The 25086-nt window shown below is 58.9% G+C and carries 17 protein-coding genes, 4 tRNA genes and 1 pseudogene; 8 read left to right on the top strand and 14 right to left on the bottom strand.

The features are described from left to right. Positions 1-39 precede the first annotated feature (39 nt). From E4O98_RS10390 to E4O98_RS10345, 10 genes are all read right to left on the bottom strand, one after another. The gene (locus E4O98_RS10390; protein ID WP_248134915.1) at positions 40-1914 is read right to left on the bottom strand and encodes a SurA N-terminal domain-containing protein; all 1875 of its coding nucleotides are present in this window, start codon (positions 1912-1914) and stop codon (positions 40-42) included. 230 nt (positions 1915-2144) lie between these two features. Next, positions 2145-2417 (bottom strand): HU family DNA-binding protein, encoded by a 273-nt coding sequence (locus tag E4O98_RS10385; protein WP_003174819.1) that lies wholly within the window; start codon positions 2415-2417, stop codon positions 2145-2147. Between the two features lie 148 nt (positions 2418-2565). Beyond that, positions 2566-4962, bottom strand: coding sequence for an endopeptidase La (gene lon, locus E4O98_RS10380; protein WP_032880520.1), 2397 nt, complete (start codon positions 4960-4962; stop codon positions 2566-2568). Positions 4963-5150: 188 nt separating this feature from the next. After that, the gene (gene clpX / locus E4O98_RS10375) at positions 5151-6434 is read right to left on the bottom strand and encodes an ATP-dependent Clp protease ATP-binding subunit ClpX (protein ID WP_003238279.1); all 1284 of its coding nucleotides are present in this window, start codon (positions 6432-6434) and stop codon (positions 5151-5153) included. Between the two features lie 112 nt (positions 6435-6546). Continuing rightward, complete coding sequence (gene clpP / locus E4O98_RS10370) at positions 6547-7182, bottom strand: ATP-dependent Clp endopeptidase proteolytic subunit ClpP (protein WP_005789297.1); 636 nt, start codon at positions 7180-7182, stop codon at positions 6547-6549. Positions 7183-7273: 91 nt separating this feature from the next. Further along, complete coding sequence (gene tig / locus E4O98_RS10365) at positions 7274-8584, bottom strand: trigger factor (protein WP_248134913.1); 1311 nt, start codon at positions 8582-8584, stop codon at positions 7274-7276. A 395-nt stretch (positions 8585-8979) separates the two neighbouring features. Next, positions 8980-9055 (bottom strand) — tRNA-His (locus tag E4O98_RS10360). A gap of 77 nt (positions 9056-9132) precedes the next feature. Further along, positions 9133-9217: transfer RNA gene (locus E4O98_RS10355), tRNA-Leu, on the bottom strand. A gap of 56 nt (positions 9218-9273) precedes the next feature. Continuing rightward, positions 9274-9349, bottom strand: a tRNA-His gene (locus E4O98_RS10350). A gap of 32 nt (positions 9350-9381) precedes the next feature. Continuing rightward, positions 9382-9458, bottom strand: a tRNA-Arg gene (locus tag E4O98_RS10345). A gap of 274 nt (positions 9459-9732) precedes the next feature. On the opposite strand from E4O98_RS10345, the gene folD reads away from it, so the two are divergent. Beyond that, a complete protein-coding gene (gene folD, locus E4O98_RS10340; RefSeq protein WP_005789300.1) occupies positions 9733-10587 on the top strand; it encodes a bifunctional methylenetetrahydrofolate dehydrogenase/methenyltetrahydrofolate cyclohydrolase FolD in 855 nt (284 codons plus the stop codon). Positions 10588-10794: 207 nt separating this feature from the next. Beyond that, entirely contained in the window at positions 10795-11718 is a 924-nt protein-coding gene (gene pbpG / locus E4O98_RS10335; protein ID WP_005789301.1) for a D-alanyl-D-alanine endopeptidase, read from the top strand. A gap of 126 nt (positions 11719-11844) precedes the next feature. Here pbpG and E4O98_RS10330 read toward each other — a convergent pair whose 3' ends face one another. Beyond that, on the bottom strand, positions 11845-12507 hold the full coding sequence (locus tag E4O98_RS10330) for a peptidase C39 family protein (RefSeq protein ID WP_032880515.1): 663 nt from the start codon (positions 12505-12507) through the stop codon (positions 11845-11847). Positions 12508-12717: 210 nt separating this feature from the next. Here E4O98_RS10330 and E4O98_RS10325 point away from each other — a divergent pair, with 210 nt between their 5' ends. Beyond that, positions 12718-12879: a hypothetical protein gene (locus E4O98_RS10325; RefSeq protein WP_005789305.1), complete on the top strand. Its 162-nt coding sequence runs from the start codon at positions 12718-12720 to the stop codon at positions 12877-12879. Here E4O98_RS10325 and E4O98_RS10320 read toward each other — a convergent pair. Then, on the bottom strand, positions 12876-13286 hold the full coding sequence (locus E4O98_RS10320; RefSeq protein ID WP_005789306.1) for a hypothetical protein: 411 nt from the start codon (positions 13284-13286) through the stop codon (positions 12876-12878). The genes E4O98_RS10325 and E4O98_RS10320 overlap by 4 nt on opposite strands. Positions 13287-13489: 203 nt before the next feature. On the opposite strand from E4O98_RS10320, the gene E4O98_RS10315 reads away from it, so the two are divergent. The 3 genes from E4O98_RS10315 to E4O98_RS10305 are packed head-to-tail and all read left to right on the top strand — an operon-like array spanning position 13490 to position 19272. Continuing rightward, the gene (locus E4O98_RS10315) at positions 13490-16711 is read left to right on the top strand and encodes an efflux RND transporter permease subunit (RefSeq protein ID WP_148853548.1); all 3222 of its coding nucleotides are present in this window, start codon (positions 13490-13492) and stop codon (positions 16709-16711) included. Beyond that, the gene (locus E4O98_RS10310; protein WP_248134911.1) at positions 16701-17870 is read left to right on the top strand and encodes an efflux RND transporter periplasmic adaptor subunit; all 1170 of its coding nucleotides are present in this window, start codon (positions 16701-16703) and stop codon (positions 17868-17870) included. Before E4O98_RS10315 ends, E4O98_RS10310 begins: the two co-directional genes overlap by 11 nt. Beyond that, entirely contained in the window at positions 17854-19272 is a 1419-nt protein-coding gene (locus E4O98_RS10305; protein ID WP_248134909.1) for an efflux transporter outer membrane subunit, read from the top strand. Before E4O98_RS10310 ends, E4O98_RS10305 begins: the two co-directional genes overlap by 17 nt. 243 nt (positions 19273-19515) lie before the next feature. Here E4O98_RS10305 and E4O98_RS10300 read toward each other — a convergent pair whose 3' ends face one another. Next, positions 19516-20787: a Zn-dependent hydrolase gene (locus E4O98_RS10300; protein ID WP_248134907.1), complete on the bottom strand. Its 1272-nt coding sequence runs from the start codon at positions 20785-20787 to the stop codon at positions 19516-19518. Positions 20788-20941: 154 nt separating this feature from the next. Then, positions 20942-22429, bottom strand: a complete 1488-nt coding sequence (locus E4O98_RS10295) for an NCS1 family nucleobase:cation symporter-1 (RefSeq protein WP_216091753.1) — start codon at positions 22427-22429, stop codon at positions 20942-20944. Positions 22430-23023: 594 nt separating this feature from the next. Here E4O98_RS10295 and hydA point away from each other — a divergent pair. Together hydA and E4O98_RS10285 are read left to right on the top strand one after the other, a co-directional pair. Next, positions 23024-24463: a dihydropyrimidinase gene (gene hydA / locus E4O98_RS10290; RefSeq protein ID WP_005789316.1), complete on the top strand. Its 1440-nt coding sequence runs from the start codon at positions 23024-23026 to the stop codon at positions 24461-24463. Between the two features lie 158 nt (positions 24464-24621). Continuing rightward, positions 24622-25086 (top strand): annotated as a pseudogene (locus E4O98_RS10285) (dihydropyrimidine dehydrogenase); the annotation flags it as partial.

Genomic DNA, 25086 nt, shown 5'->3' with positions numbered 1-25086 from the left:
GGCCTTTTCAGGACGGGGTCTTTTTTATTCAAGCCGGCATCAGTACTTCTTGATGTCTGCCTGGGTTTCCAGCTGCTTGCGGAACGCCGCGAAGTCCTGCTGGCCGATACGGGAAGCGAGGAAGCGGCGGTATTGCGCCTTTTCTTCGTCCGTAGGGGCTGCCGCTTCGTTGACGCCGTTCAAGCGCACAATCACCAGGCTGCCATCACGCAGCGTCACCGTGGTGAAAGTAGGCTTGTCCTTGGCCGCAGGCTTGGGCATGCGGAACAGGGCTTGAAGCACCGCTGGATCGATGGATTCCTGACCGCGGGTCGCCGCTTCAGTCACCTTCCAGGCCTGACCGTCAATCGGCTGGTCCAGCGCGGTTTTGCCGTCACGCAGGCTGGCGATCAACTCGTCGGCATGGGCTTTGGCGGCAGCGCTCGCACGCTCCTTGGTCATCTGGGTGCGAATCGCCGCAGCAACGCTCTCAAGCGGCAGTTGAGCCGGCTTGAGATGCTCTTTGGCACGCAACACGATGATGGTTTCCGGGTCCAGCTCGATGGCGCTGCTGTTGGCACCTTCATCCAGCACTTCCGGGCTGAATGCCGCAGTCACCACAGCACGGTTGGCTGCAATGCCCTCGCCACCTTCACGGCCAAACGGCGCCGAGGTGTGGACGGTCAGTTTCAGGTCAGATGCCGGCTGAGCCAAGTCGGACGCTTCGAATGCCGCATCTTCCAATTGCTTGGTCGCTTCGACAAACCGCTGTTCAACCTGTTGGGTCTTGAGCTCGCGGGTCAGCTTGTCTTTCAGGCTGGCAAACGATGGCACCTCAGGTGCTTCAACGCCCAGCAACTTGATCAAGTGCCAACCGAAGGCACTGCGCACCGGCGCCGATACCTGGTCTTGCTTCAAGCCGTACAGGGCCGTTTCGAAGTCCGGATCGTAGACGCCAGGGCCGGCAAAGCCCAGGTCACCGCCATTGTTGGCCGAACCTGGATCCTGGGAGAACTCCTTGGCCAGGGCTTCAAACTTCTCGCCTTTGGCCAGGCGTGCCTGGACTTCTTCGATCTTGGCCTTGGCTTGCGCCTCGGTGACCTTATCGTTGACTTCGATCAGGATGTGCGCGGCACGACGCTGTTCAGCGAGGTTGGCGGTTTCCTTCTCGTAGGCAGCCTGCAGTTCATCGTCCTTGACGGTGACCTGGTCGAAGAAGGAGGACTTCTTCAATTCCAGATAGTCGATGACCACCTGGTCCGGGGTCATGAACTCTTTGGCGTGCTGATCGTAGTAAGCCTTGACCTCATCATCGGTGAGCTTCACCGCTGCCGGGTCTGCCTTGATGTTGACGGTGGCGAAATCGCGGGTCTGTTTTTCCAGACGGGCGAATGCCAGCACCTCGGCATCGGTGACGAAACCGCTGCCGGCGATACCTGCGCGAACCTGGCCGATCAGCATTTCCTGGGTCAGCATCTGACGGAATTGCATACGGCTATAGCCCAGTTGACGGATCACCTGGTCAAAACGTTCGGCATTGAACTTGCCATCCACCTGGAATTCCGGCGTCTGCAGGATCACCTGGTCCAAAGCGGCTTCCGAGAAACCGAACTTGGCATCAGCAGCGCCTTGCAGCAGCAGCTTGCGGTCGATCAGGCCCTTGAGGGCCGCGTCGCGCAACAGTTTTTCGTCCAGCAGCGAAGCATCGAAATCCTTGCCCAGCTGTTGCATCAGCTGGCGACGTTGCATGTCGACAGCCTGGCTCAGTTCGGTCTGGGTGATCTGTTCACCGTTGACCTTGGCCACGTCCTGCGCGTTATTACCCGAAGCCTGGAAAATGGCTTCGATACCGGTGAACGCCATCAATGCGACGATGATCCCGATAATGGTCTTGGCAATCCAGCCTTGTGAATTGTCCCTGATATTTTGCAGCATGCGTCCCCCAGAAACGGTTGAACTTCAAAAATAGGCAACCGTGGAGCGTGGGTAGAGTCCGGATAGAAGAAAGGCGCATCCGAGGATGCGCCTTCTCGTAACTGGCGGAGCGGACGGGGGTTTGAACTCTCACCCCCGGCGTGGCGACCCGATGGATACGTGGGTCGCTACCGCTCCGCTGCCAGGTCGGACGTGCGTCCGACCCGGGTAAGCAAAGGCTTGATCGAAGCTTAGTTAACGGCTTCTTTCAGGGCTTTACCGGCTTTGAAACCTGGTTTCTTGGCAGCAGCGATTTGCAGTGCTTTGCCAGTCTGTGGGTTACGGCCAGTGCGAGCTGGGCGGTCAGTCACAGAGAAAGTACCGAAGCCTACCAGTACCACGGAGTCGCCGGCCTTCAGAGCGCCAGTGACGGATTCGATTACTGCGTCCAGCGCACGGCCAGCAGCAGCTTTCGGGATATCAGCGGATGCGGCGATAGCATCAATCAGTTCCGACTTGTTCACTCTAAGTCCCCTTATATATCTATTGAGTATGATTCTAAGTTTTTTGGTAAAAGCAAAAACCAGTGCTGGGTGGCCTACAGACACTTAAGAGCCGCTTTATAACAAGGGCTCTAAAAAGCTGTCAAGGAAGCCCCCAGGCTTTAACACATTAATGCGTGCTAATTCTTTCCTTGGAATCTGACTCGCGTTTTTCGTCCTTCGCGACTATCTCCGGAGCTACATCCGGCAAGGGTTCCGGCGCGTATTGCAGCGCAATTTGCAGGACCTCGTCAATCCATTTAACCGGTTTAATCTGAAGATCCTGCTTGATGTTGTCAGGAATTTCCTTCAAGTCGCGAACATTCTCTTCCGGAATGATCACCGTCTTGATTCCGCCCCGGTGAGCCGCCAGCAATTTCTCTTTCAGACCACCGATGGCCAATACCTGACCACGCAGGGTAATTTCCCCGGTCATTGCGACGTCAGCGCGCACAGGGATGCCAGTCAATGCCGACACCAGGGCCGTGCACATGCCTACGCCCGCGCTAGGGCCGTCTTTCGGGGTCGCCCCTTCCGGCATATGGATATGGGTGTCGTGCTTCTCATGGAAGTCCAGCGGGATGCCCAGGCTGCGGGCGCGACTGCGCACCACGGTCTGCGCGGCCGTGATGGATTCGACCATCACGTCACCCAGGGAGCCGGTCTTGATCAACTGGCCTTTGCCGGGAATCACCGCAGCTTCAATGGTGAGTAATTCGCCACCCACCTGAGTCCACGCCAGGCCAGTCACCTGCCCGACCTGGTCCTGCTGCTCGGCCAGGCCGTAGCGGAATTTCTTCACGCCCAGGAAGTGTTCCAGGGAGTCGGCAACTACCTTCACAGAGAAACGTTTTTCCAGTGCGTGTTCTTTCACCGCCTTGCGGCAGATCTTCGCGATCTGGCGCTCAAGGCCCCGTACACCGGCCTCGCGGGTGTAGTAACGCACGATGTCGCGGATCGCCTCGACCTCAAACTCGATCTCGCCCTTCTTCAGGCCGTTGGCCGAAATCTGCTTGGGTGCGAGGTATTTGACGGCGATATTGATCTTCTCGTCTTCGGTGTAACCCGGCAGACGAATCACCTCCATCCGGTCCAGCAAGGCTGGCGGAATGTTCATGGAGTTGGAGGTGCACAGGAACATTACGTCAGACAAGTCGTAGTCGACTTCCAGGTAATGGTCGTTGAAGTTGTGATTCTGCTCCGGATCGAGCACCTCAAGCAGCGCGGAGGCAGGATCGCCACGCATATCGCTGCCCATTTTGTCGATTTCATCGAGCAGGAACAGCGGGTTGCGCACGCCCACTTTTGTCATCTTTTGAATCAATCTTCCTGGCATCGAACCGATGTAGGTACGGCGATGACCACGGATTTCCGCCTCGTCACGCACACCGCCCAGGGCCATGCGCACAAACTTGCGGTTGGTGGCACTGGCAATCGACTCGGCCAGGGAGGTTTTACCCACACCCGGAGGGCCGACCAGGCACAACACCGGACCACGAATCTTTTTCACGCGCTTTTGCACGGCAAGGTATTCGAGGATGCGCTCTTTGACTTCCTCAAGACCATAATGGTCGGCATCGAGGATTTCTTCGGCGCGAGCCAGATCCAGGCGCACCTTGGTCTGGGCCTTCCACGGCACCTGCACCAGCCAATCGATGTAGGAACGCACCACGGTGGCTTCGGCCGACATTGGCGACATCTGCTTGAGCTTGTTCAGCTCGGCGGTAGCCTTGGTCAAGGCATCTTTGGGCAGGCCAGCGGCATCAATGCGCTTTTTCAGCTCTTCGATTTCGTTGTGGCCTTCCTCGCCGTCGCCGAGTTCCTTCTGAATGGCCTTCATCTGCTCATTCAGATAGTACTCGCGCTGGCTGCGCTCCATTTGCTTCTTCACCCGACCGCGGATGCGTTTTTCTACCTGCAACAGGTCGATTTCGCCGTCCAGCAGCGCCAACACGTGCTCGACACGGGCCGACAGGTCGATGATTTCGAGGATGTCCTGCTTCTGCTCGATTTTCAGCGCCATGTGCGCGGCCATGGTATCAACCAGGCGGCTTGGTTCATCAATGCTGCTGAGGGAAGACAGCACTTCAGCGGGGACTTTCTTGCCCAACTGCACATACTGCTCGAACTGCGAGAGCAGGCTGCGCACAAACACTTCGGATTCGCGCTCTGCAGCTTCGACTTCTTCGATCAGTGCCACTTCGGCGCGCAGGTGCCCGTCCACTTCCATGAAACGCTCTACGGCACCGCGCTGCTCGCCTTCCACCAGCACCTTGACGGTGCCATCAGGCAGCTTGAGCAATTGCAGCACAGTGGCAATGGTGCCGACGCGATACAGGGCATCTTCACCCGGATCATCATCAGCAGGATTCTTCTGGGCCAACAGCAGGATCTGCTTGTCGCCCGTCATCGCAGCCTCGAGGGCTTCGATAGACTTCTCGCGCCCCACGAACAGCGGGATAACCATGTGCGGATAGACGACGACATCACGCAACGGCAGGAGAGGCAATTCGATGGTTGTCTTCATGATTTCGCCTCTATGACAGTTGATAAGTAAGCATGAAACCAAGATGGGGGTTACATGCAAAAAAAACAAGCTCAATGCCAGTAGTTAAACGCATGAATACACGCGAATTTAACCACCGCACCAAGAAAACGCCCCAAAAAACAAGGGGCCCCTAGAGGCCCCTTGCTTGTACCGCAACTGCTGAACGCTTACGCGTCTGGCGCAGCCTTGGCCGTCGGCTCACTGTTTTCGTAGATATACAGTGGCTTGGACTTGCCTTCGATAACGCTTTCGTCGATCACCACTTTGCTCACCTCAGACTGCGAGGGGATTTCGTACATGGTGTCGAGCAACACGCCTTCGAGGATCGAACGCAGGCCACGTGCACCGGTCTTGCGCTCCAGTGCCCGCTTGGCCACCGATTTGAGCGCGTCGGTACGGAACTCGAGGTCCACGCCTTCCATCTCGAACAACTTGGCGTATTGCTTGGTCAGGGCGTTCTTAGGCTCGGTGAGGATCTGAATCAAAGCCGCCTCATCCAATTCGTCCAATGTCGCCAGGACCGGCAAGCGGCCAACGAATTCCGGGATCAGACCAAACTTGACCAGATCGTCAGGCTCGACTTCACGCAGGGACTCGCCCACCTTCTTGCCTTCTTCCTTGCTGCGCACTTCCGCACTGAAACCAATGCCGCCACGGGTGGAGCGCTGCTGGATAACCTTCTCCAGGCCGGAGAATGCGCCACCACAAATGAACAGGATGTTGCGCGTATCAACCTGAAGGAATTCCTGCTGCGGGTGCTTGCGGCCGCCTTGTGGCGGTACGGAAGCAACCGTGCCTTCGATCAGTTTCAACAGTGCCTGCTGCACGCCTTCACCGGAAACGTCCCGAGTGATCGACGGGTTGTCGGACTTGCGCGAAATCTTGTCGATTTCATCGATGTAGACAATACCCATCTGGGCCTTCTCTACGTCGTAGTCGCACTTCTGCAGCAGTTTCTGAATGATGTTCTCGACATCTTCGCCCACATAGCCAGCCTCGGTGAGGGTGGTGGCGTCGGCAATGGTGAACGGAACGTTCAGCAGGCGAGCGAGGGTTTCCGCAAGCAAGGTTTTACCCGAGCCTGTAGGACCGATCAGCAGGATGTTGCTCTTGCCGAGTTCGACCTCGTCGCCTTTCTTGTCACGCTGGTTCAGGCGCTTGTAGTGGTTGTACACCGCTACGGCCAGAACCTTCTTTGCACGCTCCTGGCCAATAACGTATTGGTCAAGGATGCCGCTGATTTCTTTAGGCGATGGGAGTTTGTGCGCACTGCTCTCGGCCTGGGCTTCCTGCACCTCCTCGCGGATGATGTCATTGCACAGGTCGACGCATTCGTCGCAGATAAACACCGAGGGGCCGGCAATCAATTTGCGTACTTCATGCTGGCTTTTGCCACAGAAGGAGCAATAGAGCAGCTTGCCGTTGTCCTCGCCGTTGCGGGTGTCAGTCATTCGTTCGATCCAAATCCGATAGGCTTGCAACACAAGATGAAGGCTTATGCGGGCTTTTTCAAGCCCGCCAGTGGTCGGACATGCCGACCAGCCCTATTTTGAGCGGCTTATATTAAGCGGGGCGCTTTTCGATCACTGCGTCGATCAACCCGTATTCACGGGCGGCTTCTGCGCTCATGAAATTGTCACGGTTGGTATCGCGCTCGATTTCTTCAAGTGTGTGCCCGCTGTGCTTGGCCATCAGCGTGTTCAGACGCTCACGAATGAAAAGGATTTCCTTGGCATGGATTTCAATGTCCGATGCCTGGCCCTGGAAACCGCCCAGTGGCTGGTGAATCATCACACGTGAGTTCGGCAGGCAGAAACGCTTGCCTTCGGCACCCGCCGTCAGCAGGAACGCGCCCATGCTGCAAGCCTGGCCGATGCAGGTAGTCGACACGTTTGGCTTGATGAATTGCATGGTGTCGTAGATCGACATCCCTGCGGTCACCGAACCACCTGGCGAGTTGATGTAGAGATGGATGTCCTTGTCCGGGTTTTCCGCTTCAAGGAACAGCAATTGCGCACAGATCAGGTTAGCCATGTAGTCCTCTACCGGGCCAACCAGAAAGATCACTCGCTCCTTGAGCAGGCGCGAGTAGATGTCGTAGGCGCGTTCGCCACGAGCGGACTGCTCGACAACCATCGGGACCAGGCCGCCGGCGGCCTGGATATCAGAGTTCTGCTGAATATAGGAATTACGGAACATGCTCTGCAGTTACTCCCAAATAGTCATGTCTTGAAAACGCATAAGCCAGCGCGAGGCTGGCTTATGGTTGAATTTCCAACGAGTTGGACAATCAGTCGGCTTGTGCTGCTTCCGCCGGTTTGACTGCTTCTTCGTAAGAGACCGCTTTATCGGTCACCTTAGCCTTCTGCAGAACAGTATCCACAACTTGTTCTTCAAGCACAACCGAACGTACTTCGTTCAGCTGCTGGTCATTCTTGTAGTACCAAGCCACGACCTGCTCAGGCTCCTGGTAGGCCGAAGCCATTTCCTGGATCATTTCGCGAACGCGGTCTTCGTCAGGCTTGAGGTCGAACTGCTTGACCACTTCAGCCACGATCAGGCCCAGCACAACGCGGCGCTTGGCTTGCTCTTCGAACAGCTCGGCTGGCAGTTGGTCAGGCTTGATGTTGCCACCAAACTGCTGAACAGCTTGTACGCGCAGGCGATCCACTTCGTTGGACAGCAGGGCCTTTGGCACTTCGATCGGGTTGGCGGCCAGCAGACCGTCCATGACCTGGTTCTTGACCTTGGACTTGATGGCCTGGCGCAGTTCACGCTCCATGTTCTTGCGAACTTCGGTGCGGAAACCTTCGATGCCGGTTTCCTTGATACCGAATTGAGCGAAGAACTCTTCGTTCAGCTCTGGCAGCTTAGGCTCGGAAACGCTGTTGACGGTAACGGTGAACTCGGCAGCTTTGCCGGCCAGGTCCAGGTTCTGGTAGTCCGCTGGAAATTCCAGGTTCAGAACGCGCTCTTCGCCGGCTTTGGCGCCAACCAGACCGTCTTCGAAGCCAGGGATCATGCGGTTGGAACCCAGCACCAGCTGAGTGCCCTTGGCGGAGCCGCCAGCGAACACTTCGCCGTCAACCTTGCCAACGAAATCGATGTTCAACTGGTCTTCGTTCTGGGCAGCACGCTCGGCCACTTCAAAACGGGTGTTCTGCTTGCGCAGGATTTCCAGCATGTTGTCCAGGTCCGAATGAGCCACTTCGGCGCTCAGACGCTCGATTTCGATACCTTCGAAACCAGCCACTTCGAATTCCGGGAACACTTCGAATACGGCAACGTATTCCAGGTCCTTGCCAGCTTCCAGGGACTTGGGTTCGATCGAAGGCGAGCCAGCCGGGTTCAGCTTTTGCTCGACAACGGCTTCGTAGAAGGAAGCCTGGATCACGTCACCTACAGCTTCCTGGCGCGCATCGGCACCAAAACGACGCTTGATTTCGCTCATCGGCACTTTGCCTGGACGGAAACCAGCGATCTTGGCCTTCTGGGCAGTCTGCTGCAGACGCTTGTTGACCGCAGTCTCGATACGCTCTGCCGGCACGGTGATGCTCAGGCGGCGCTCGAGAGCAGTAGTATTTTCAACAGAAACTTGCATGGATATTCCTCGTTGCACAGACGTTAGCCGGCCATTTCCGACCCCAATCAAGGGCATGCATTCTAGTGGGTCAAACTCAAGAAGTCACCCTACTGAAAATACAGCGGAAAACAGCCGGCAATTTATCGGTACGAAGGCACGGATGCACCTCGCCCCGGTGACAAATACAGCCAACTGCGCCAAGGCTCTGCGCCGCCTCTTCTATATAGAAGAAACCAGTCATTTCCCTGACGCCCGACCCCGCGCACAGGGCCTGCGGGCAGCGCGGCATCATCGAGACACACAAATACGATGAAACACCCCACCCTTTCGACCTTGCACCTGCAGCTGCCGGATATACGAACCGCTAAAACCAAAAAAGGCGCCAGACTGTTAAATCTGGCGCCTTTCGAATATGGGGTGGACGAAGGGGATCGAACCCTCGACAACGGGAGTCACAATCCCGTGCTCTACCAACTGAGCTACGCCCACCATATTGCGTTAACAAAGAAACCAAACTACTTCTTTGTTGAGCCCTGCCCCGCCTGACGGCACAGCAAAGCTTTAATTGGTGCGGATGAAGAGACTCGAACTCTTACGCCTCGCGGCGCTGGAACCTAAATCCAGTGTGTCTACCAATTCCACCACATCCGCGCTTGAAGCTCTTAAAGCAAAGGCGCCAGACGATTAATCTGGCGCCTTTCAAAATATGGGGTGGACGAAGGGGATCGAACCCTCGACAACGGGAGTCACAATCCCGTGCTCTACCAACTGAGCTACGCCCACCATATAGCGCTACTTGTGCCAAAGCTGCCTAATGGCGCACCCGGCAGGACTCGAACCTGCGACCATCCGCTTAGAAGGCGGATGCTCTATCCAGCTGAGCTACGGGCGCCTGATTAATCTGTACTCTTGGAGGATTACAAACTAAGTGTTTCCAGCCTTGCAGGACAACAATTCTGCTCGACCTTCTAACCAGTGCTAGGCTGTGCCCGACAAGTGCGACGAATAGTATAGAGCGTCCTGATACCCGTCAAATCTTTTTTGAAAAAAACTGATTTTATTTAAGGGCTTAGGGCAATTTGCAGACCAAGCGCCTTTGCCCTCGCGCCCTGGCGTGCGAGAATGCGCGCACTTTTCTTCCCCCTCTCGATGGTTAATCACGCGTAATGACTGCACAACTTATCGACGGCAAATCAATCGCCGCCAGCCTGCGCCAGCAGATCGCCAAACGCGTCACCGAGCGTCGCCAGCAAGGCCTGCGCACGCCTGGCCTCGCGGTGATCCTGGTCGGCAGCGATCCTGCCTCTCAGGTTTATGTCTCGCACAAGCGTAAAGACTGTGAAGAGGTCGGCTTTATTTCCAAAGCCTACGACTTGCCTTCTGACACCACTCAACAGGCCCTGACCGACCTGATTGACCGCCTCAACGATGATCCGGAAATGGACGGCATCCTGCTGCAGCTGCCGCTGCCCGAGCACCTGGACGCCTCCAAGTTGCTGGAACGCATCCGCCCGGACAAAGACGTCGACGGTTTCCACCCTTATAACGTCGGCCGCCTGGCCCAACGTATCCCGCTGCTGCGCCCATGCACACCCAAAGGCATCATGACCTTGCTGGAAAGCACCGGGGTCGATCTCTATGGTCTGGACGCAGTCGTGGTAGGCGCATCCAATATCGTCGGTCGCCCGATGGCCATGGAGCTGCTGCTGGCCGGCTGCACCGTGACCGTCACCCACCGCTTCACCAAGGACCTGGCTGGCCACGTTGGCCGCGCCGACCTGGTGGTGGTCGCTGCTGGCAAGCCGGGGTTGGTCAAAGGTGAATGGATCAAGGAAGGCGCCATCGTCATCGACGTGGGCATCAACCGCCAGGATGACGGCAAGCTGGTCGGCGACGTCGTCTACGACACTGCCCTGCCCCGCGCCGGCTGGATCACGCCAGTGCCAGGTGGTGTCGGACCGATGACCCGCGCCTGCCTGTTGGAAAATACCTTGTACGCAGCAGAAACCCTGCACGGTTAATAACCAAGCGTAATGAAAAAGCCCTGCCTTAGCGCGGGGCTTTTTATTGCCTGAGAAAAAACTGTTTTTTCTTAGTTTTTAAGCACTTTCATCCGGTTCTGGAAGAACATTCGACAGTTTCTGATCCATACTCCTAGAATGTAACGTCATTTTTCATAAAGCCCGTTCCCGAACGGTATTTCCTTACTTTTTAGCGAGTTCATCCGCGTGAAAATTCGTCTCTCTATTGTCGGCCTGTTTTTCGCTTTGACAGGCACCTTCGCCCACGCCGCCGAATCCACCCTGGCCCCGCGTGACGCCTCCAAACTGCAAATCGCCTCCGGCAGCGCCATGCTGGTGGACTTGCAAACCAACAAAGTCATTTATTCCAGCAATCCCGACGTGGTGGTCCCCATCGCTTCAGTGAGCAAACTGATGACCGGCCTGATCGTGCTGGAAGCCAAGCAGAACATGGATGAGTACATCGACATCAACATCACCGACACGCCAGAGATGAAAGGCGTGTTCTCCCGGGTAAAAATCGGCAGCCAGATGCCGCGCAAGGAAATGCTGCTGATTGCGCTGATGTCCTCGGAAAACCGCGCCGCGGCGAGCCTGGCCCACCACTATCCGGGTGGCTATGCGGCATTCATTGCGGCGATGAACGCCAAGGCCAAGTCCCTGGGGATGACCAGCACCCACTATGTGGAGCCTACCGGCCTGTCGATCCATAACGTCTCGACCGCTCGCGACCTGAGCAAGCTGCTGGCGTACGCGCGTAAATTCCCGATGCTGAGCCAGTTGAGCACCACCAAGGAAAAGACCGTGGCGTTCCGCAAGCCCAACTACACCCTGGGTTTCTCCAACACCGACCACCTGATCAACCGCGCCAACTGGGACATTAAGCTGACCAAGACCGGCTTTACCAACCAGGCCGGCCATTGCCTGGTATTGGTGACCAGCATGGGCAACCGCCCGGTGTCGCTGGTGATCCTGGATGCCTTTGGCAAATTCACCCATTTTGCCGACGCCAGCCGGATTCGCAGCTGGGTCGAGACCGGCAAGGGCGGCCCGGTGCCGGATGTGGCGTTGCGCTACAAGGCTGACAAGAATCTGAAGAATCGGGGGAATGCGGTAGAAGTTCGCCGCTAACTAACCACCATCTTATTGAAATAAGCAGGCCCAATGTGGGAGGGGGCTTGCTCCCGATGGCGGTGTGCCAGGCTATAAAACTTATCCTGATCAACCGCTATCGGGAGCAAGCCCCCTCCCACATTTTTATTTGCGTTCTGCCAACACTTTGAGCGCTTGGGCCGCTGCCCCTTCCTGCCCCGCCTGGCCTGTTGCATTCGCCGCATCACGCCAGCGCTGCGCATCCACATTGGCCGGTAATTGGCTCGGCCGCTGGGTGAGGATAGCCCAGTGCCCCGCGCTCTTCCACGCCGACTCGAAGTCGCTGAATTCCATAATCAATCGGCGCTCGTTTCCAGAGCGCAACAACACCGTGCTCTTCTGCTGGTTGAACCCCACCACCACGACATAACGCGCTCCGGACCAGAAGCTGGAATTGATTCGCGCCATCACCGGGTAACCCGCCGCCACCTGCGCCAGCACCGCGGTCAGCTTGGCGTCCAGTGGGTACACCATCAGCCCGTATTCGCGCGCCAGCACCTGCATGTTGCGTTCGAGGTTCGCCTCAGCACCCGGCAGGCGCAGCGGCTTGTCCAGCAACCCCGGTGTCATGACAATGCCTTGTTGCGACAGCATACTGGCAAGTGCCGTAGGACCGCTCTGATAAGCCTCGCTGCGAAAGGTCGGCACGCCGTTGAGTTCAACGCGCTCCGGCAGGCCGGACAGCTTCGACGGTTGGCTGGAACAAGCCGTTAACCCCAGGGCACAAGCCAGCAAGATGGATGTTTTAAGGTTCGAGCGTAAGCGCAATGTTTTACTCTCTTGATCAACGGGCGGTGAGGGCCCTGATCATAGGATGCTCTTGAGCGCGGGTATAGCCTGGCACATCAGTAAAGCACCCGCGATAGAGCAAACAAGTTGGACAGACACGACCATTGGTCAATAGCAGGCAACCGCCAGGTAGCTAGACTGTCCATTGAGAAGACTGTGTGTGCCCCAAGTGGGCGAAAGGAGGCCCGAATGAGCCTTGCGACGACAATTTTTCTGTTGATCTGTGGTTGGTTGGCAGTGGCCGCGGCCATGTTGTGGGGGGTCATGCGCGTGACTCGCCGGCATCATCACCCCCACGTCAAACCTGCCGCGCCCGCCAAGCCTCCCAAGGCGACGGCCCATCACGCCTAGCCAGGCATGCAATTGAAGTCTTGGGTGGCGGCGATTTCCTTGCCGTGCCCGTCCTTGAGGGATGCACGCACGGTGGTGCCCAGGCTCGACTCTTCCAGTGTGTAATGCTCACCCGCCTTGAAGTGTTTGTATTCCACCCGGCCCTGGCAGTCTTGCTGGTTGTCGTCGCCGGGTTCGTCTTCAAACAAGGTCACGTCCAGCCGATGGTCACCGGGGCTGACTTCAAAGTAGCGCCCGTCATCGACGCGTTTACCGTCCACCCGCTCGGCCATCAGGTCATTTGGCGCTTCCTCTTTCAGGCCGATCCAGGCTTGGCTCGGGTCGGCCTTGGGCAGCGGGCCGGCGCAGGCCGAGAGCAACACAACTACGCTCAGCATAGGTATCAACAACAGGGTTTTCAGTGACATGGCAGGGCTCCAAAGAACATCAAAAAAGACGTATCCGATGGCTGGCAAGCTTGAAGAGCCGGCGTTTGCAGAACAAATGAATACCAATGAAACGATCTTCAGCCATTACCTAAATCTTCCTTCACCTGGCTGAAAGGTGCGTGTTAGGTGGGTCGGGCAAGACTGCCGGGGTTTGCAATCCTGCTCTTCTCGGAGACTCACGCATGCTCGGGCTGGTAAAGACCGCACTGCAAAAGCCGTACACGTTTATCGTGTTGGCCATATTCATCTGCATCATCGGGCCCATGGCGGCCCTGCGTACGCCCACTGATGTGTTTCCCGATATCGGCATACCCGTGGTCGCGGTGGTCTGGCAGTACAACGGCCTGTCCCCGGACGCCATGGCCGGGCGGGTGATCTACACCTATGAACGCTCCTTGAGCACCACCGTCAACGACATCGAACATATCGAATCGCAATCACTGCCCGGCATGGGTATCGTCAAGATCTTCTTCCAGCCCGGCGTCGATATCCGCACCGCCAACGCCCAGGTCACAGCGGTGTCGCAAACCGTGCTCAAGCAGATGCCACCGGGCATCACGCCGCCGCTGATCCTCAACTACAGCGCCTCCACGGTGCCGATCCTGCAAATGGCGTTCTCCAGCCCGAGCCTTTCGGAAGCCAGGATCCGCGACCTGGTGCAGAACAACATCCGCCTGCCCCTGAGCGCGCTGCCCGGCCTGGCCATGCCCACGCCGATGGGCGGCAAGCAGCGTCAGATCACCCTCGACCTCGACCCCCAGGCCCTGGCTGCCAAGGGCTTGTCGGCCCAGGACGTCGGCAATGCCCTGGCTTTGCAGAACCAGATCATCCCGGTGGGCACCGCCAAGCTGGGTTCCGACGAATACACGATCCTGCTCAACAACAGCCCCAAGGCCATCGATGAACTCAATGACCTGCCGATCAAAACAGTCGACGGCGCAATCATCACCATCGGCCAGGTCGCCCATGTGCGCGACGGTTCGCCGCCACAAACCAACATCGTGCGCGTCGACGGCCATCGCGCGGTGCTGATGCCGGCGTTGAAGAACGGCAGCATCTCTACCCTGTCGATCATCGACGGCATCCGCCAGATGCTGCCACGCATCAACGAAACCCTGCCGCCTTCACTGAAAACCTCACTGCTGGGTGATGCCTCGGTGTTCGTCAAGCAATCGGTGGGCAGCGTAGCCCAGGAAGGCATCATTGCCGCGCTGCTCACCAGTGCGATGATCCTGTTGTTTCTCGGCAGTTGGCGCTCGACCTTGATCATCGCCGCGTCGATTCCGCTGGCGGTGCTCTCGGCCATCGCGCTGCTGGCGGTCAGCGGGCAAACCCTCAACGTGATGACTCTCGGCGGGCTGGCGTTGGCGGTGGGGATTCTGGTGGACGACGCCACAGTGACCATCGAAAACATCAACTGGCACCTGGAACAAGGCAAGGCGGTGAACACTGCGATCCTCGACGGTGCCGCGCAAATCGTCGGCCCGGCGTTTGTCTCGCTGCTGTGCATCTGCATCGTGTTTGTGCCGATGTTTTTGCTGCAAGGCATCGCCGGTTATCTGTTCCGGCCAATGGCGCTGGCGGTGATCTTTGCCATGGCTAGTTCGTTCATCCTCTCGCGCACCCTGGTGCCGACGCTGGCGATGTTCCTGCTCAAGCCGCATACGCCGGAGCAAGGCGTGGGGCATCATCCCGAAGATCAATTCATCAACCATCATGAGGGTGAGCAACACGCGAAACCGCGCAATGCGTTGCTGCAATCGGTGCTGAATTTCCAACAGGGCTTTGAGCGTCACTTCTCCAATATCCGTGACACTTACCATGGCTTGCTGACGTTGGCGCTGGGGGCGCGAAAGCGCTTCATTGTCGGCTTCCTGGCCTGCGTAATCGCCTCATTCGCGTTGCTGCCGAGCCTGGGCCAGGACTTTTTCCCGGCCACCGATGCCGGTGCCCTCGCGCTGCATGTGCGCTTGCCGCTGGGCACGCGAATCGAGGAAAGCGCCGCTGCGTTCGATCGCATCGAAGCACGCATTCGCGAGGTCATCCCCGCCGACGAACTCGACACCATCGTCGACAATATCGGCATCCCGCTCAGCGGTATCGACATGGCCTACAGCAGCAGCGGCACCATCGGCCCTCAGGATGGCGATATCCAGGTCACCCTGAATAAGCACCACGCCCCCACCGCCGACTACGTGAAAAAACTGCGTGAAGCCCTGCCGCAAAGTTTCCCCGGCAGCCACTTTGCGTTCCTGCCGGCAGACATCAGCAGCCAGATTCTCAACTTCGGCGCGCCGGCCCCGCTGGATGTGAAAATCTCCGGGCGCAGCGATGCAGAAAACCGCGCTTACGCCGTAGAACTCGAACGACGCTTGCAACACGTACCAGGCATTGCAGACCTGCATATCCAGCAGTCCACCGGTTACCCCTCCTTGCAGGTCAATGTCGACCGCCTGCGCGCCAACGGCTTGGGCATTACCGAAAAAGACGTCACCAACAGCATGGTCGCCTCCCTGGCCGGCAGCTCCCAGGTGGCACCGACCTTCTGGCTCAACCCGGCCAATGGCGTGTCCTATTCCATCGTCGCCGCCACCCCGCAGTACCGTCTCGACAGCCTGCCATCACTGGAGGCCCTACCGGTGACCGGTGCCAATGGCCAATCGCAAATCCTCGGGGGCGTGGCGACCATCTCCCGCGTACAAAGCCCGGCGGTGGTCACCCACTACAACATCGAACCGACCCTGGACCTGTATGCCAACGTACAAGGTCGCGACCTGGGCGGCGTGGCCCGTGATGTGCAAAAAGTGCTGGACGACACTGCATCCATGCGTCCCAAAGGCGCGACCATCAGCCTGCACGGGCAAATCGATGCGCTGCATGAGGCGTTCAGTGGTTTGAGCTTGGGGCTGCTCGGCGCCGTGGTGCTGATCTACTTGCTGATCGTGGTCAACTTCCAGTCCTGGGCCGACCCCTTTGTGATCATCACGGCGTTACCGGCCGCACTGGCGGGGATCGTGTGGATGCTGTTCCTCAGCGGCACCTCGTTATCGGTCCCGGCGCTCACCGGCGCCATCCTGTGCATGGGCGTGGCCACCGCCAACTCGATCCTGGTGGTGAGCTTCTGCCGTGAACGCCTGGCCGAACATGGCGACGCGTTGAAAGCCGCCATGGAAGCCGGTTACACGCGCTTTCGCCCAGTGTGCATGACCGCCCTGGCAATGATCATCGGCATGTTGCCCCTGGCGCTGTCCGAGGAGCAAAACGCGCCGCTGGGTCGCGCCGTTATCGGCGGTTTGATCTTCGCCACCATCGCCACTCTGTTGTTTGTACCCGTGGTCTTCAGCCTGGTCCACGGCCGTCACCCTACTCGCGCAATTGCTGGAGAAACGCCCCATGTCGTCTGATCACAAACCCTCGCGCAAGCGTCTGATGCTGATGGGTGTCGGCGGCCTGACCCTCGCTGCCCTGCTGGTCGCCAGCGGCTTGCAAGCCCGCACGCTGCACGAGCGATCTGTCGCTGCCTGGACCGAAACGGCGGCCATTCCCCAAGTGATGGTGTTCCAACCCCAACAGAACACTGCCGGCGATACGCTGCGCTTGCCGGCGCACCTGGAAGCCTGGAGCACAGCGCCGATCCATGCGCGGGTCAGCGGCTATCTGAAAGACTGGAAAGTGGATATGGGCACGCAGGTCAAGGCCGGGCAAATCCTCGCCGAAATCGACAGCCCTGACCTCGACCAGCAACTGGCGCAGACTCACGCACGGCTGATTCAGGAACAGGCCAATGCACGTCTGGCAGCCACCACTGCCACGCGCTGGCAACACCTGTTGGCGAGCCATTCGGTGTCGCGTCAGGAAGCCGATGAAAAAACCTCGAACGCCGCCGCGACCACAGCCAATGCCGAGGCTGGCGCAGCGGACTACGCTCGCTTGTCAGCATTGGAGGGCTACAAAACCCTGCGTGCGCCATTCGCTGGCACCATCACTGCGCGGCATACCGATATCGGTCAGTTGATCAAAGCCGATACCGACAGCGATCTGGCGCTGTTCACCCTGGCCGACACCCACCAACTGCGCCTGTATGTGCCGGTGCCGCAGAACTACGCGGCAGTGATCCATCCGGGCCTGGAAGCCGAGTTGACGGTGCCTGAGCACCCAGGCGAACACTTCAAGGCGCGCCTGATCGGTGACTCCACCGCCATCGACCGCCGCTCCGGCACCCTGCTCGCCCAGTTCGTCGTCGACAACCCCAGCGGTGAATTGCTACCGGGCGACTACGCCGAAGCCAGCCTGCCGATTCCGGCCGATACTCACGGCGTGAGCATCCCGGCCAGCGCCTTGATCTTCCGCGCCCAGGGTACGCAAGTGGCGGTGTTGGATGGGCAGAATCATGTGCACCTGCAAGACATCCACATCGGTCTGGACCTGGGCGAGCGCCTGGTGATCGACCAGGGTTTGAAAGCCACCGACCACATCATCGACAACCCGCCCGATGCCCTGCGCGAAGGCGACCCGGTGCAACTGGCCGACGCCGCCGGAGGTGCCCATGCGCCCAAGGCTTAAACCGCTCGCGGCGTTGATGCTGCTGGCGTTGCAGGGTTGCTCGATGGCACCGACCTATACCGCGCCATCGATTGACCTGCCCGCCCACTACCGCGAACAGACCAGCGACGGCCCATGGCACAGCGCGCAACCGTCCGATCAGTTGGTGACCCAGTGGTGGCAACTCTATAACGATCCAACGTTGAACAAGCTGCAGCAGCAATTGCTCAACAGCAACCCGGACCTGGCCGCGGCACTGGCGCACTTCGATGCCTCCCAGGCGTATGCCAGCCAGTTGCACGCCGGGCTGTTCCCGCAAATCAGCGCCAGCGCACAGCCGCAGCGCCAACGGCAATCGGACGCGAGACCGTTGCGCGGCACAACGCAGCCGTCGGTGTACAACAGCAACATTGCCGGGTTTTCGTTGAGCTACGACCTGGACCTGTGGGGCAAGATCCGCAATCAGGTCGCGGCCGGCGACGCTCAGGCGCAAGCGTCAGGCGATGACTTGGCGGTGGCTCGCCTGAGCCTGCAACGGCAGTTGACGACGTTATATGTGCAACTCAATGGCCTGGATGCACAGAGCCGAATACTCGACAGCTCGCTGGAGGATTTCAGCCAGGCGCTGCAACTGACGCGCAGTCGCTACGAAGGCCAGATTGCCTCGGAACTGGACCTGACCCGCGCGCAAAATCAACTGGCCGAGGCCAAGGCGCAACTGGATGAAGTGCGTGGGCAACGCAACCTGACCGAGCATGCAATCGGCGAGTTGGTGGGCGTGGCGGCCAGTGATTTTTCATTGCCGCCCAGCCCGCAGTTGATGGCCTTGCCAAGGATTCCATCGCAGTTGCCAAGCCACTTGCTGCAACGTCGCCCGGACATTGCCGCGGCTGAACGCCGCGTGTTTGCGGCCAACGCAAATATCGGCGTAGCCAAGGCGGCGTGGTATCCGGATTTCAGCCTGACCGGGTTGATAGGCGGGCAGACGCAAGGCGTCGGGAATCTGCTGTCAGCTGGCAATCGATATTGGGCGTTGGGGCCGTTGGTGAGCCTGCCGATCTTTGATGGCGGGCGGTTGAGTGCCAATGAGCGCCAGGCCAAGGCCGAGTTTGAAGAGGCGTCTGCGCAATACCGTAGCCATGTGTTGCAAGCCGTACGAGAGGTAGAGGACAACCTGGGGCAACTGAGGGACTTGCAGCAGCAAGCCCAGGATGAACAGGCGGCGGCGCGGGCGGCGCAACATACCCAGGCGTTGGCGATGAACAGCTATCAGGCGGGGGCGGTGAGTTATCTGGATGTGGTCACCGCACAAACTGCGGCGCTACAGGCGCAGCGCACATTACAGGCCGTACAGACGCGGCAGCTGGTGGCAAGTGTGGGGCTTTTGACCGCACTCGGCGGTGGCTGGCAACCTGGCGCCTGACGTCAATACCGCAATCGGGAGCAAGCCCCCTCCCACACTGGTCCTGCGCCAGACACAACCTGTATGAACATGCCCCCTCTGTGGGAGGAGCTGCCCACCTTCCCACACTGGTTCCGCGCCAGACACACTATGTATGAACACCGCGGCCCCCTGTGGGAGGGGGTTTGCTCCCGATAGCGGCGGGTCAGCGACGGACAAATTGACTGACACACCGTCATCGGGAGCAAGCCCCCTCCCACATTTTCAACCGCTGGCGATAGCTGCTGAAGCTGCCACCATGGCGCGCAACAACACCGCACACCCCGCCGCCAGATCATCCGGCGCGGCATTTTCGATTTCGTTATGGCTGATGCCACCTTCACACGGCACGAAGATCATCCCCGCCGGACCAAGCTCGGCGACGAAGATTGCGTCGTGCCCTGCCCCGCTGACAATGTCCATATTCGACAGGCCCAACCCATTGGCCGCATCGCGCACGGCGTCGACGCAGCCTTTGTCGAAGTACAGCGGCGGGAAGTCGGCGGTGGGTTCCATCTCGTAACTCAGCCCATGTTTGGCACAAGTGTCCTCAATCACCTGGCGCACCTGGGCAATCATCGAGTCCAGCCGTGCTGGCTCTAAATGACGGAAATCCAGGGTCATGCGTACCTCCCCCGGAATCACGTTGCGCGACCCTGGATACGCTTGCAGGCAACCCACCGTGCCACAGGCGTGCGGCTGATGCCCCAGCGCCGCCGCATTCACCGCCGCCACCACCACCGCTGCGCCCACCAGGGCATCCTTGCGCAGGTGCATCGGCGTCGGGCCGGCGTGCGCCTCGACACCGCGCAGTTTGAGGTCGAACCACTTTTGTCCGAGGGCGCCGAGTACAACGCCGATGGTTTTCTTTTCATCCTCAAGAATCGGCCCTTGCTCGATGTGCGCCTCGAAATAGGCGCCAACCTTATGCCCACTCTCGGGGCGGGTCCCGGCATAGCCGATGGCATTCAACGCATCGCCGACGCTGACGCCGTCCGCATCGACCTTGGCCAGGGTATCGGCCAGGCTGAATTTTTCGGCGAACACGCCGGAGCCCATCATGCACGGTGGAAACCGCGAACCTTCCTCGTTGGTCCACACCACCACTTCCAACGGCGCCTCGGTTTCAATCTTGAGGTCGTTAAGGGTGCGCAACACTTCCACCCCCGCCAGTACACCGAAGCAACCGTCGAACTTGCCGCCGGTAGGCTGGGTATCGATATGGCTGCCGGTCATCACCGGCGGCAGGTCCGCGTTGCGCCCTGGACGGCGGGCGAAGATATTGCCGATACCGTCGATGCTTACGGTACAGCCGGCTTCTTCGCACCACTGCACGAAGAGATCGCGGGCCTTGCGGTCAAGGTCGGTAAGGGCCAGGCGACACACCCCGCCCTTGGGGGTGGCGCCGAGCTTGGCCAGGTCCATCAGCGACTGCCACAGGCGGTCGCGGTTGATGTGCTGATGGGTCGATTGCATTACGTCGAGGGCAGCGTTCATGGGGATCTCCTCAGGCTGTATTTCTTATGATTGGAACAGGTGGCACGCAGTCCAATGTGGGAGGGGGCTTGCTCCCGATAGCAGTGGCCGAGTTGATATGTGCATGACTGATACACCGCCATCGGGGGCAAGCCCCCTCCCACATTGACCGCGTTCACAAGGATGATTTGGCTGCGACCGGGTTGATACCGCGCTTGGCATTGAGCCCGTAATACAACACCCCGCCCAACGCCGAACCGGTAAACCAGCCATAGCTGTAAAACCAACTGAACGCATCGCTGCCCAGCGACAACAGGGTCAGCACCACAGGCACGCCAAAGGCGATGAAACCACTCCAGTTCCACGCCGGGTACACGTCATCACGGTAAAGTCCTGCCAGGTCCAGTTGCTGTTTGCGGGTGATGAAGTAGTCCACCACCATGATCCCGGCAATCGGGCCCAGCAGGCTCGAATAGCCGAGCAACCAATTGGAGTAAACGGTCTCCAGGCTGACATCGGAAACGATCAACCCAAGCTTTTTCAGCAGCTCATGGGCCATCAGCGCCAGCCCTACCAGCCCGGTCAGGATCACCGCGGTGGTGCGGTTGATCAGCTTGGGCGCGATGTTCTGGAAGTCGTTGGTGGGCGAAACGATGTTCGCCGCCGTGTTGGTGGACAAGGTGGCGACGATGATCAGCGCCATCGCCACTGCCACCCACACCGGGCTCTGGATATGGCCGATCAGGGTCACCGGGTCGGAGACGCTGACGCCCACCAGTTTCACCGAGGCGGCGGTCATGATCACGCCGAGGGCGGCGAACAGGAACATGGTCAGCGGCAGGCCGAAGATCTGCCCGAGGATCTGGTCTTTCTGGCTCTTGGCGTAGCGGCTGAAGTCGGGAATGTTCAGCGACAAGGTGGCCCAGAAGCCTACCATCGCGGTCAGACCCGCCATGAAATAGCCGGTGAGGCTTGCGCCTTCAGGGCGCTTGGGTGGGATCGCCATCAGCTCGCTGAGGGACACATTCGGCATCGCCCACACCAGCAGGCCGATACCTACCGCCACCAGCAACGGCGCCGACAGGGTTTCCAGGCGCTTGATCGACTCGGCACCGCGCAACACCACCCACAGGTTCAGGCACCAGAAAATCATGAAGCCAATCACTTCACCGGTGCCACCCAGCGACTTCCAACCCTCGAAAATCGAACCGAGAAACAGGTGAATCGCCAACCCGCCAAACATCGTCTGGATCCCGAACCAGCCGCAGGCCACCAACGCGCGAATCAGGCACGGCACGTTGGAACCGAGAATGCCGAATGACGAGCGCAACAACACCGGAAACGGGATGCCGTACTTGGTGCCGGGAAATGCGTTGAGCGTCAGCGGGATCAACACCACGATATTGGCCAGCAGGATCGCTATCAGCGCCTCGCCCACCGACAAGCCGAAATACGCGGTGAGTACCCCGCCCAGGGTGTAGGTCGGCACGCAAATCGACATACCGACCCACAATGCGGTGATGTGCCATTTGTTCCAGGTGCGCTCATGCACCTTGGTGGGTGCCATGTCATGGTTGTAGCGAGGGCTGTCGAGGACGTCGGGGCCGGCGTCGAGTTCGTACAGGCCGTTGCGCTCGATGACTTGCGATCTGTTCTGTTGCATGGCCGCTCCACGGTTTTTTTTAAAGTTATTTTTGCTCACCTGCACGCTGTGTACAGGAGGCCGGAGTACCGCATAAACAACATGACATCTCGGGCCCCGACCAATTGCCTTTGCACTCAATTACCGTGCCGACAACGGCTGCTGAACCCGCACCGCTTATATAACGTGCTGATGTTTATCAGCTTTCCGAGTGAGCCTGGGTTACTTGTCGCGCTATTGGGGCCAGCCATTGCGCAAGTTGTTCGAACCGTCAGGTCTCAATCTGGTGCAACACAATTATTTTTATTTTTCAGTGCCGTCAAGAGGCATATCTCAAGCGTCTGATTTGCAATAAGAAATGTTGATCAAAAACAGAAGCTGTCAAGTGCGTCAAAATGGTGAGCGCTCGCTACATTTTGGTGATTTTGTTATTTTTCTCTTTTAATTCAGCCACTTAATTTAATTATAAGCTTAAGAAAAATCTTCTTGCCCAATCGAAAAACTCGGGCTAGTTTCTATTCCTGTCACCGATGACAGGAATTAATCCTCCATCGACCGGCAGTATTACAACACTTAGAACTGGCATAAGCCGGTCAAGCCTGTGAGGAACTCGACATGTCGCTGTTGATCCGTGGCGCAACCGTTATTACCCATGATGAAAGTTACCGCGCCGATGTGTTATGCGCAGGCGGTCTAATTCGGGCCATTGGCACCGATCTGGATATTCCCGCCGGCACTGAAATACTCGATGGCAGCGGCCAATACTTGATGCCGGGCGGCATCGATCCCCACACCCATATGCAACTGCCCTTCATGGGCACCGTGGCCAGCGAAGACTTTTTCAGTGGTACGGCCGCAGGCTTGGCCGGTGGTACCACGTCGATCATCGACTTTGTGATTCCCAACCCGCAGCAATCGTTGATGGAAGCCTTCCACCAGTGGCGCGGCTGGGCAGAAAAGTCCGCATCCGACTATGGCTTCCATGTAGCGATCACCTGGTGGAGCGAGCAGGTACGCGAGGAAATGGCCGAACTGGTCAGCCATCACGGCATCAACAGCTTCAAGCATTTCATGGCTTACAAGAACGCAATCATGGCCGCTGACGATACCTTGGTCGCCAGCTTCGAACGCTGCCTGGAACTGGGCGCGGTGCCCACCGTTCATGCGGAAAACGGCGAGCTGGTGTATCACCTGCAACGCAAGCTGATGGCCCAGGGCATCACCGGACCGGAAGCCCATCCGCTGTCGCGCCCGTCCCAGGTGGAAGGCGAAGCGGCCAGCCGCGCAATACGAATTGCCGAGACCATCGGCACGCCGCTGTACCTGGTACATGTGTCGACCAAAGAGGCGCTGGATGAAATCACCTACGCTCGGGGCAAGGGCCAGGCGGTGTACGGTGAAGTACTCGCCGGCCACTTGCTGCTGGACGACAGCGTCTACCAGCACCCGGATTGGCAGACCGCCGCCGGCTATGTCATGAGCCCGCCGTTCCGTCCGCGCGGGCATCAGGAGGCCCTGTGGCACGGCCTGCAATCGGGCAACCTGCACACCACCGCGACTGACCACTGCTGCTTCTGCGCCGAGCAAAAAGCCGCCGGGCGTGACGACTTCAGCAAGATCCCCAACGGCACCGCCGGTATCGAAGACCGCATGGCGCTGCTGTGGCACGAAGGCGTCAACACGGGGCGCCTGTCGATGCAGGCGTTCGTTGCGCTGACCTCCACCAACACGGCGAAAATCTTCAACCTCTACCCCCGTAAAGGCGCGATTCGCGTCGGGGCGGATGCCGACCTGGTGCTCTGGGACCCTGAAGGCACGCGAACCATTTCGGCCAAGACCCACCACCAGCAGGTCGACTTCAACATCTTCGAAGGCAAGACCGTGCGCGGCGTGCCGAGCCACACCATCAGCCAGGGCAAGCTGGTCTGGGCCGATGGCGACCTGCGCGCAGAACGGGGTGCCGGGCGCTATGTGGAGCGGCCGGCGTATCCCTCGGTGTTCGAGCAGTTGAGCAAGCGGGCAGCGCTTTCCAAACCAGTGGCTGTGAACCGCTGAACCCGCTATCGGGAGCAAGCCCCCTCCCACAGTGGAACGCATTCCAATGTGGGAGGGGCGGTGCGACGATTCGACTTGCTCCCGATGAGGCCCGAACAATCAACACAAAAACCAATGCCCATCAGAGGCAGCACCTCAATAACCGTGAGGCCAATACCGTGATCCAGACCCTGACCCACCTTCCCCACCCCCGCGATGACGCGGCCACCCTCGCCAGCCAGTTCAGCGACCTGGCACCGCCGCTCAACGCCCGGCAAGCGCATCTGGAAGCCTCGCGCTGCCTGTACTGTTACGACGCACCGTGCGTGAACGCATGCCCCAGCGAGATCGACATCCCGTCGTTCATCCGCAATATCCACACCGAGAACGTGCAAGGCGCTGCGCAGAAAATCCTCTCGGCCAACATCCTCGGCGGCAGTTGCGCTCGGGTTTGCCCCACGGAGATCCTGTGCCAGCAAGCCTGCGTGCGTAACAACGCCGAAGAATGCGCGCCGGTGCTGATCGGTTTGTTACAACGCTACGCCATCGACAACGCGCACTTCAGCGAACACCCGTTCCAGCGCGCCGCGCCCACCGGTAAGCGCATCGCCGTGGTCGGCGCCGGGCCGGCGGGGTTGGCCTGC

It is taken from the genome of Pseudomonas sp. W2Jun17, from assembly GCF_023127795.1.
GTDB classification, from domain to species: Bacteria; Pseudomonadota; Gammaproteobacteria; order Pseudomonadales; family Pseudomonadaceae; genus Aquipseudomonas; species Aquipseudomonas synxantha_A.
The sequence above is the reverse complement of the archived record's forward strand: the minus strand, read 5'-3'. Positions and strand labels throughout refer to the sequence as shown.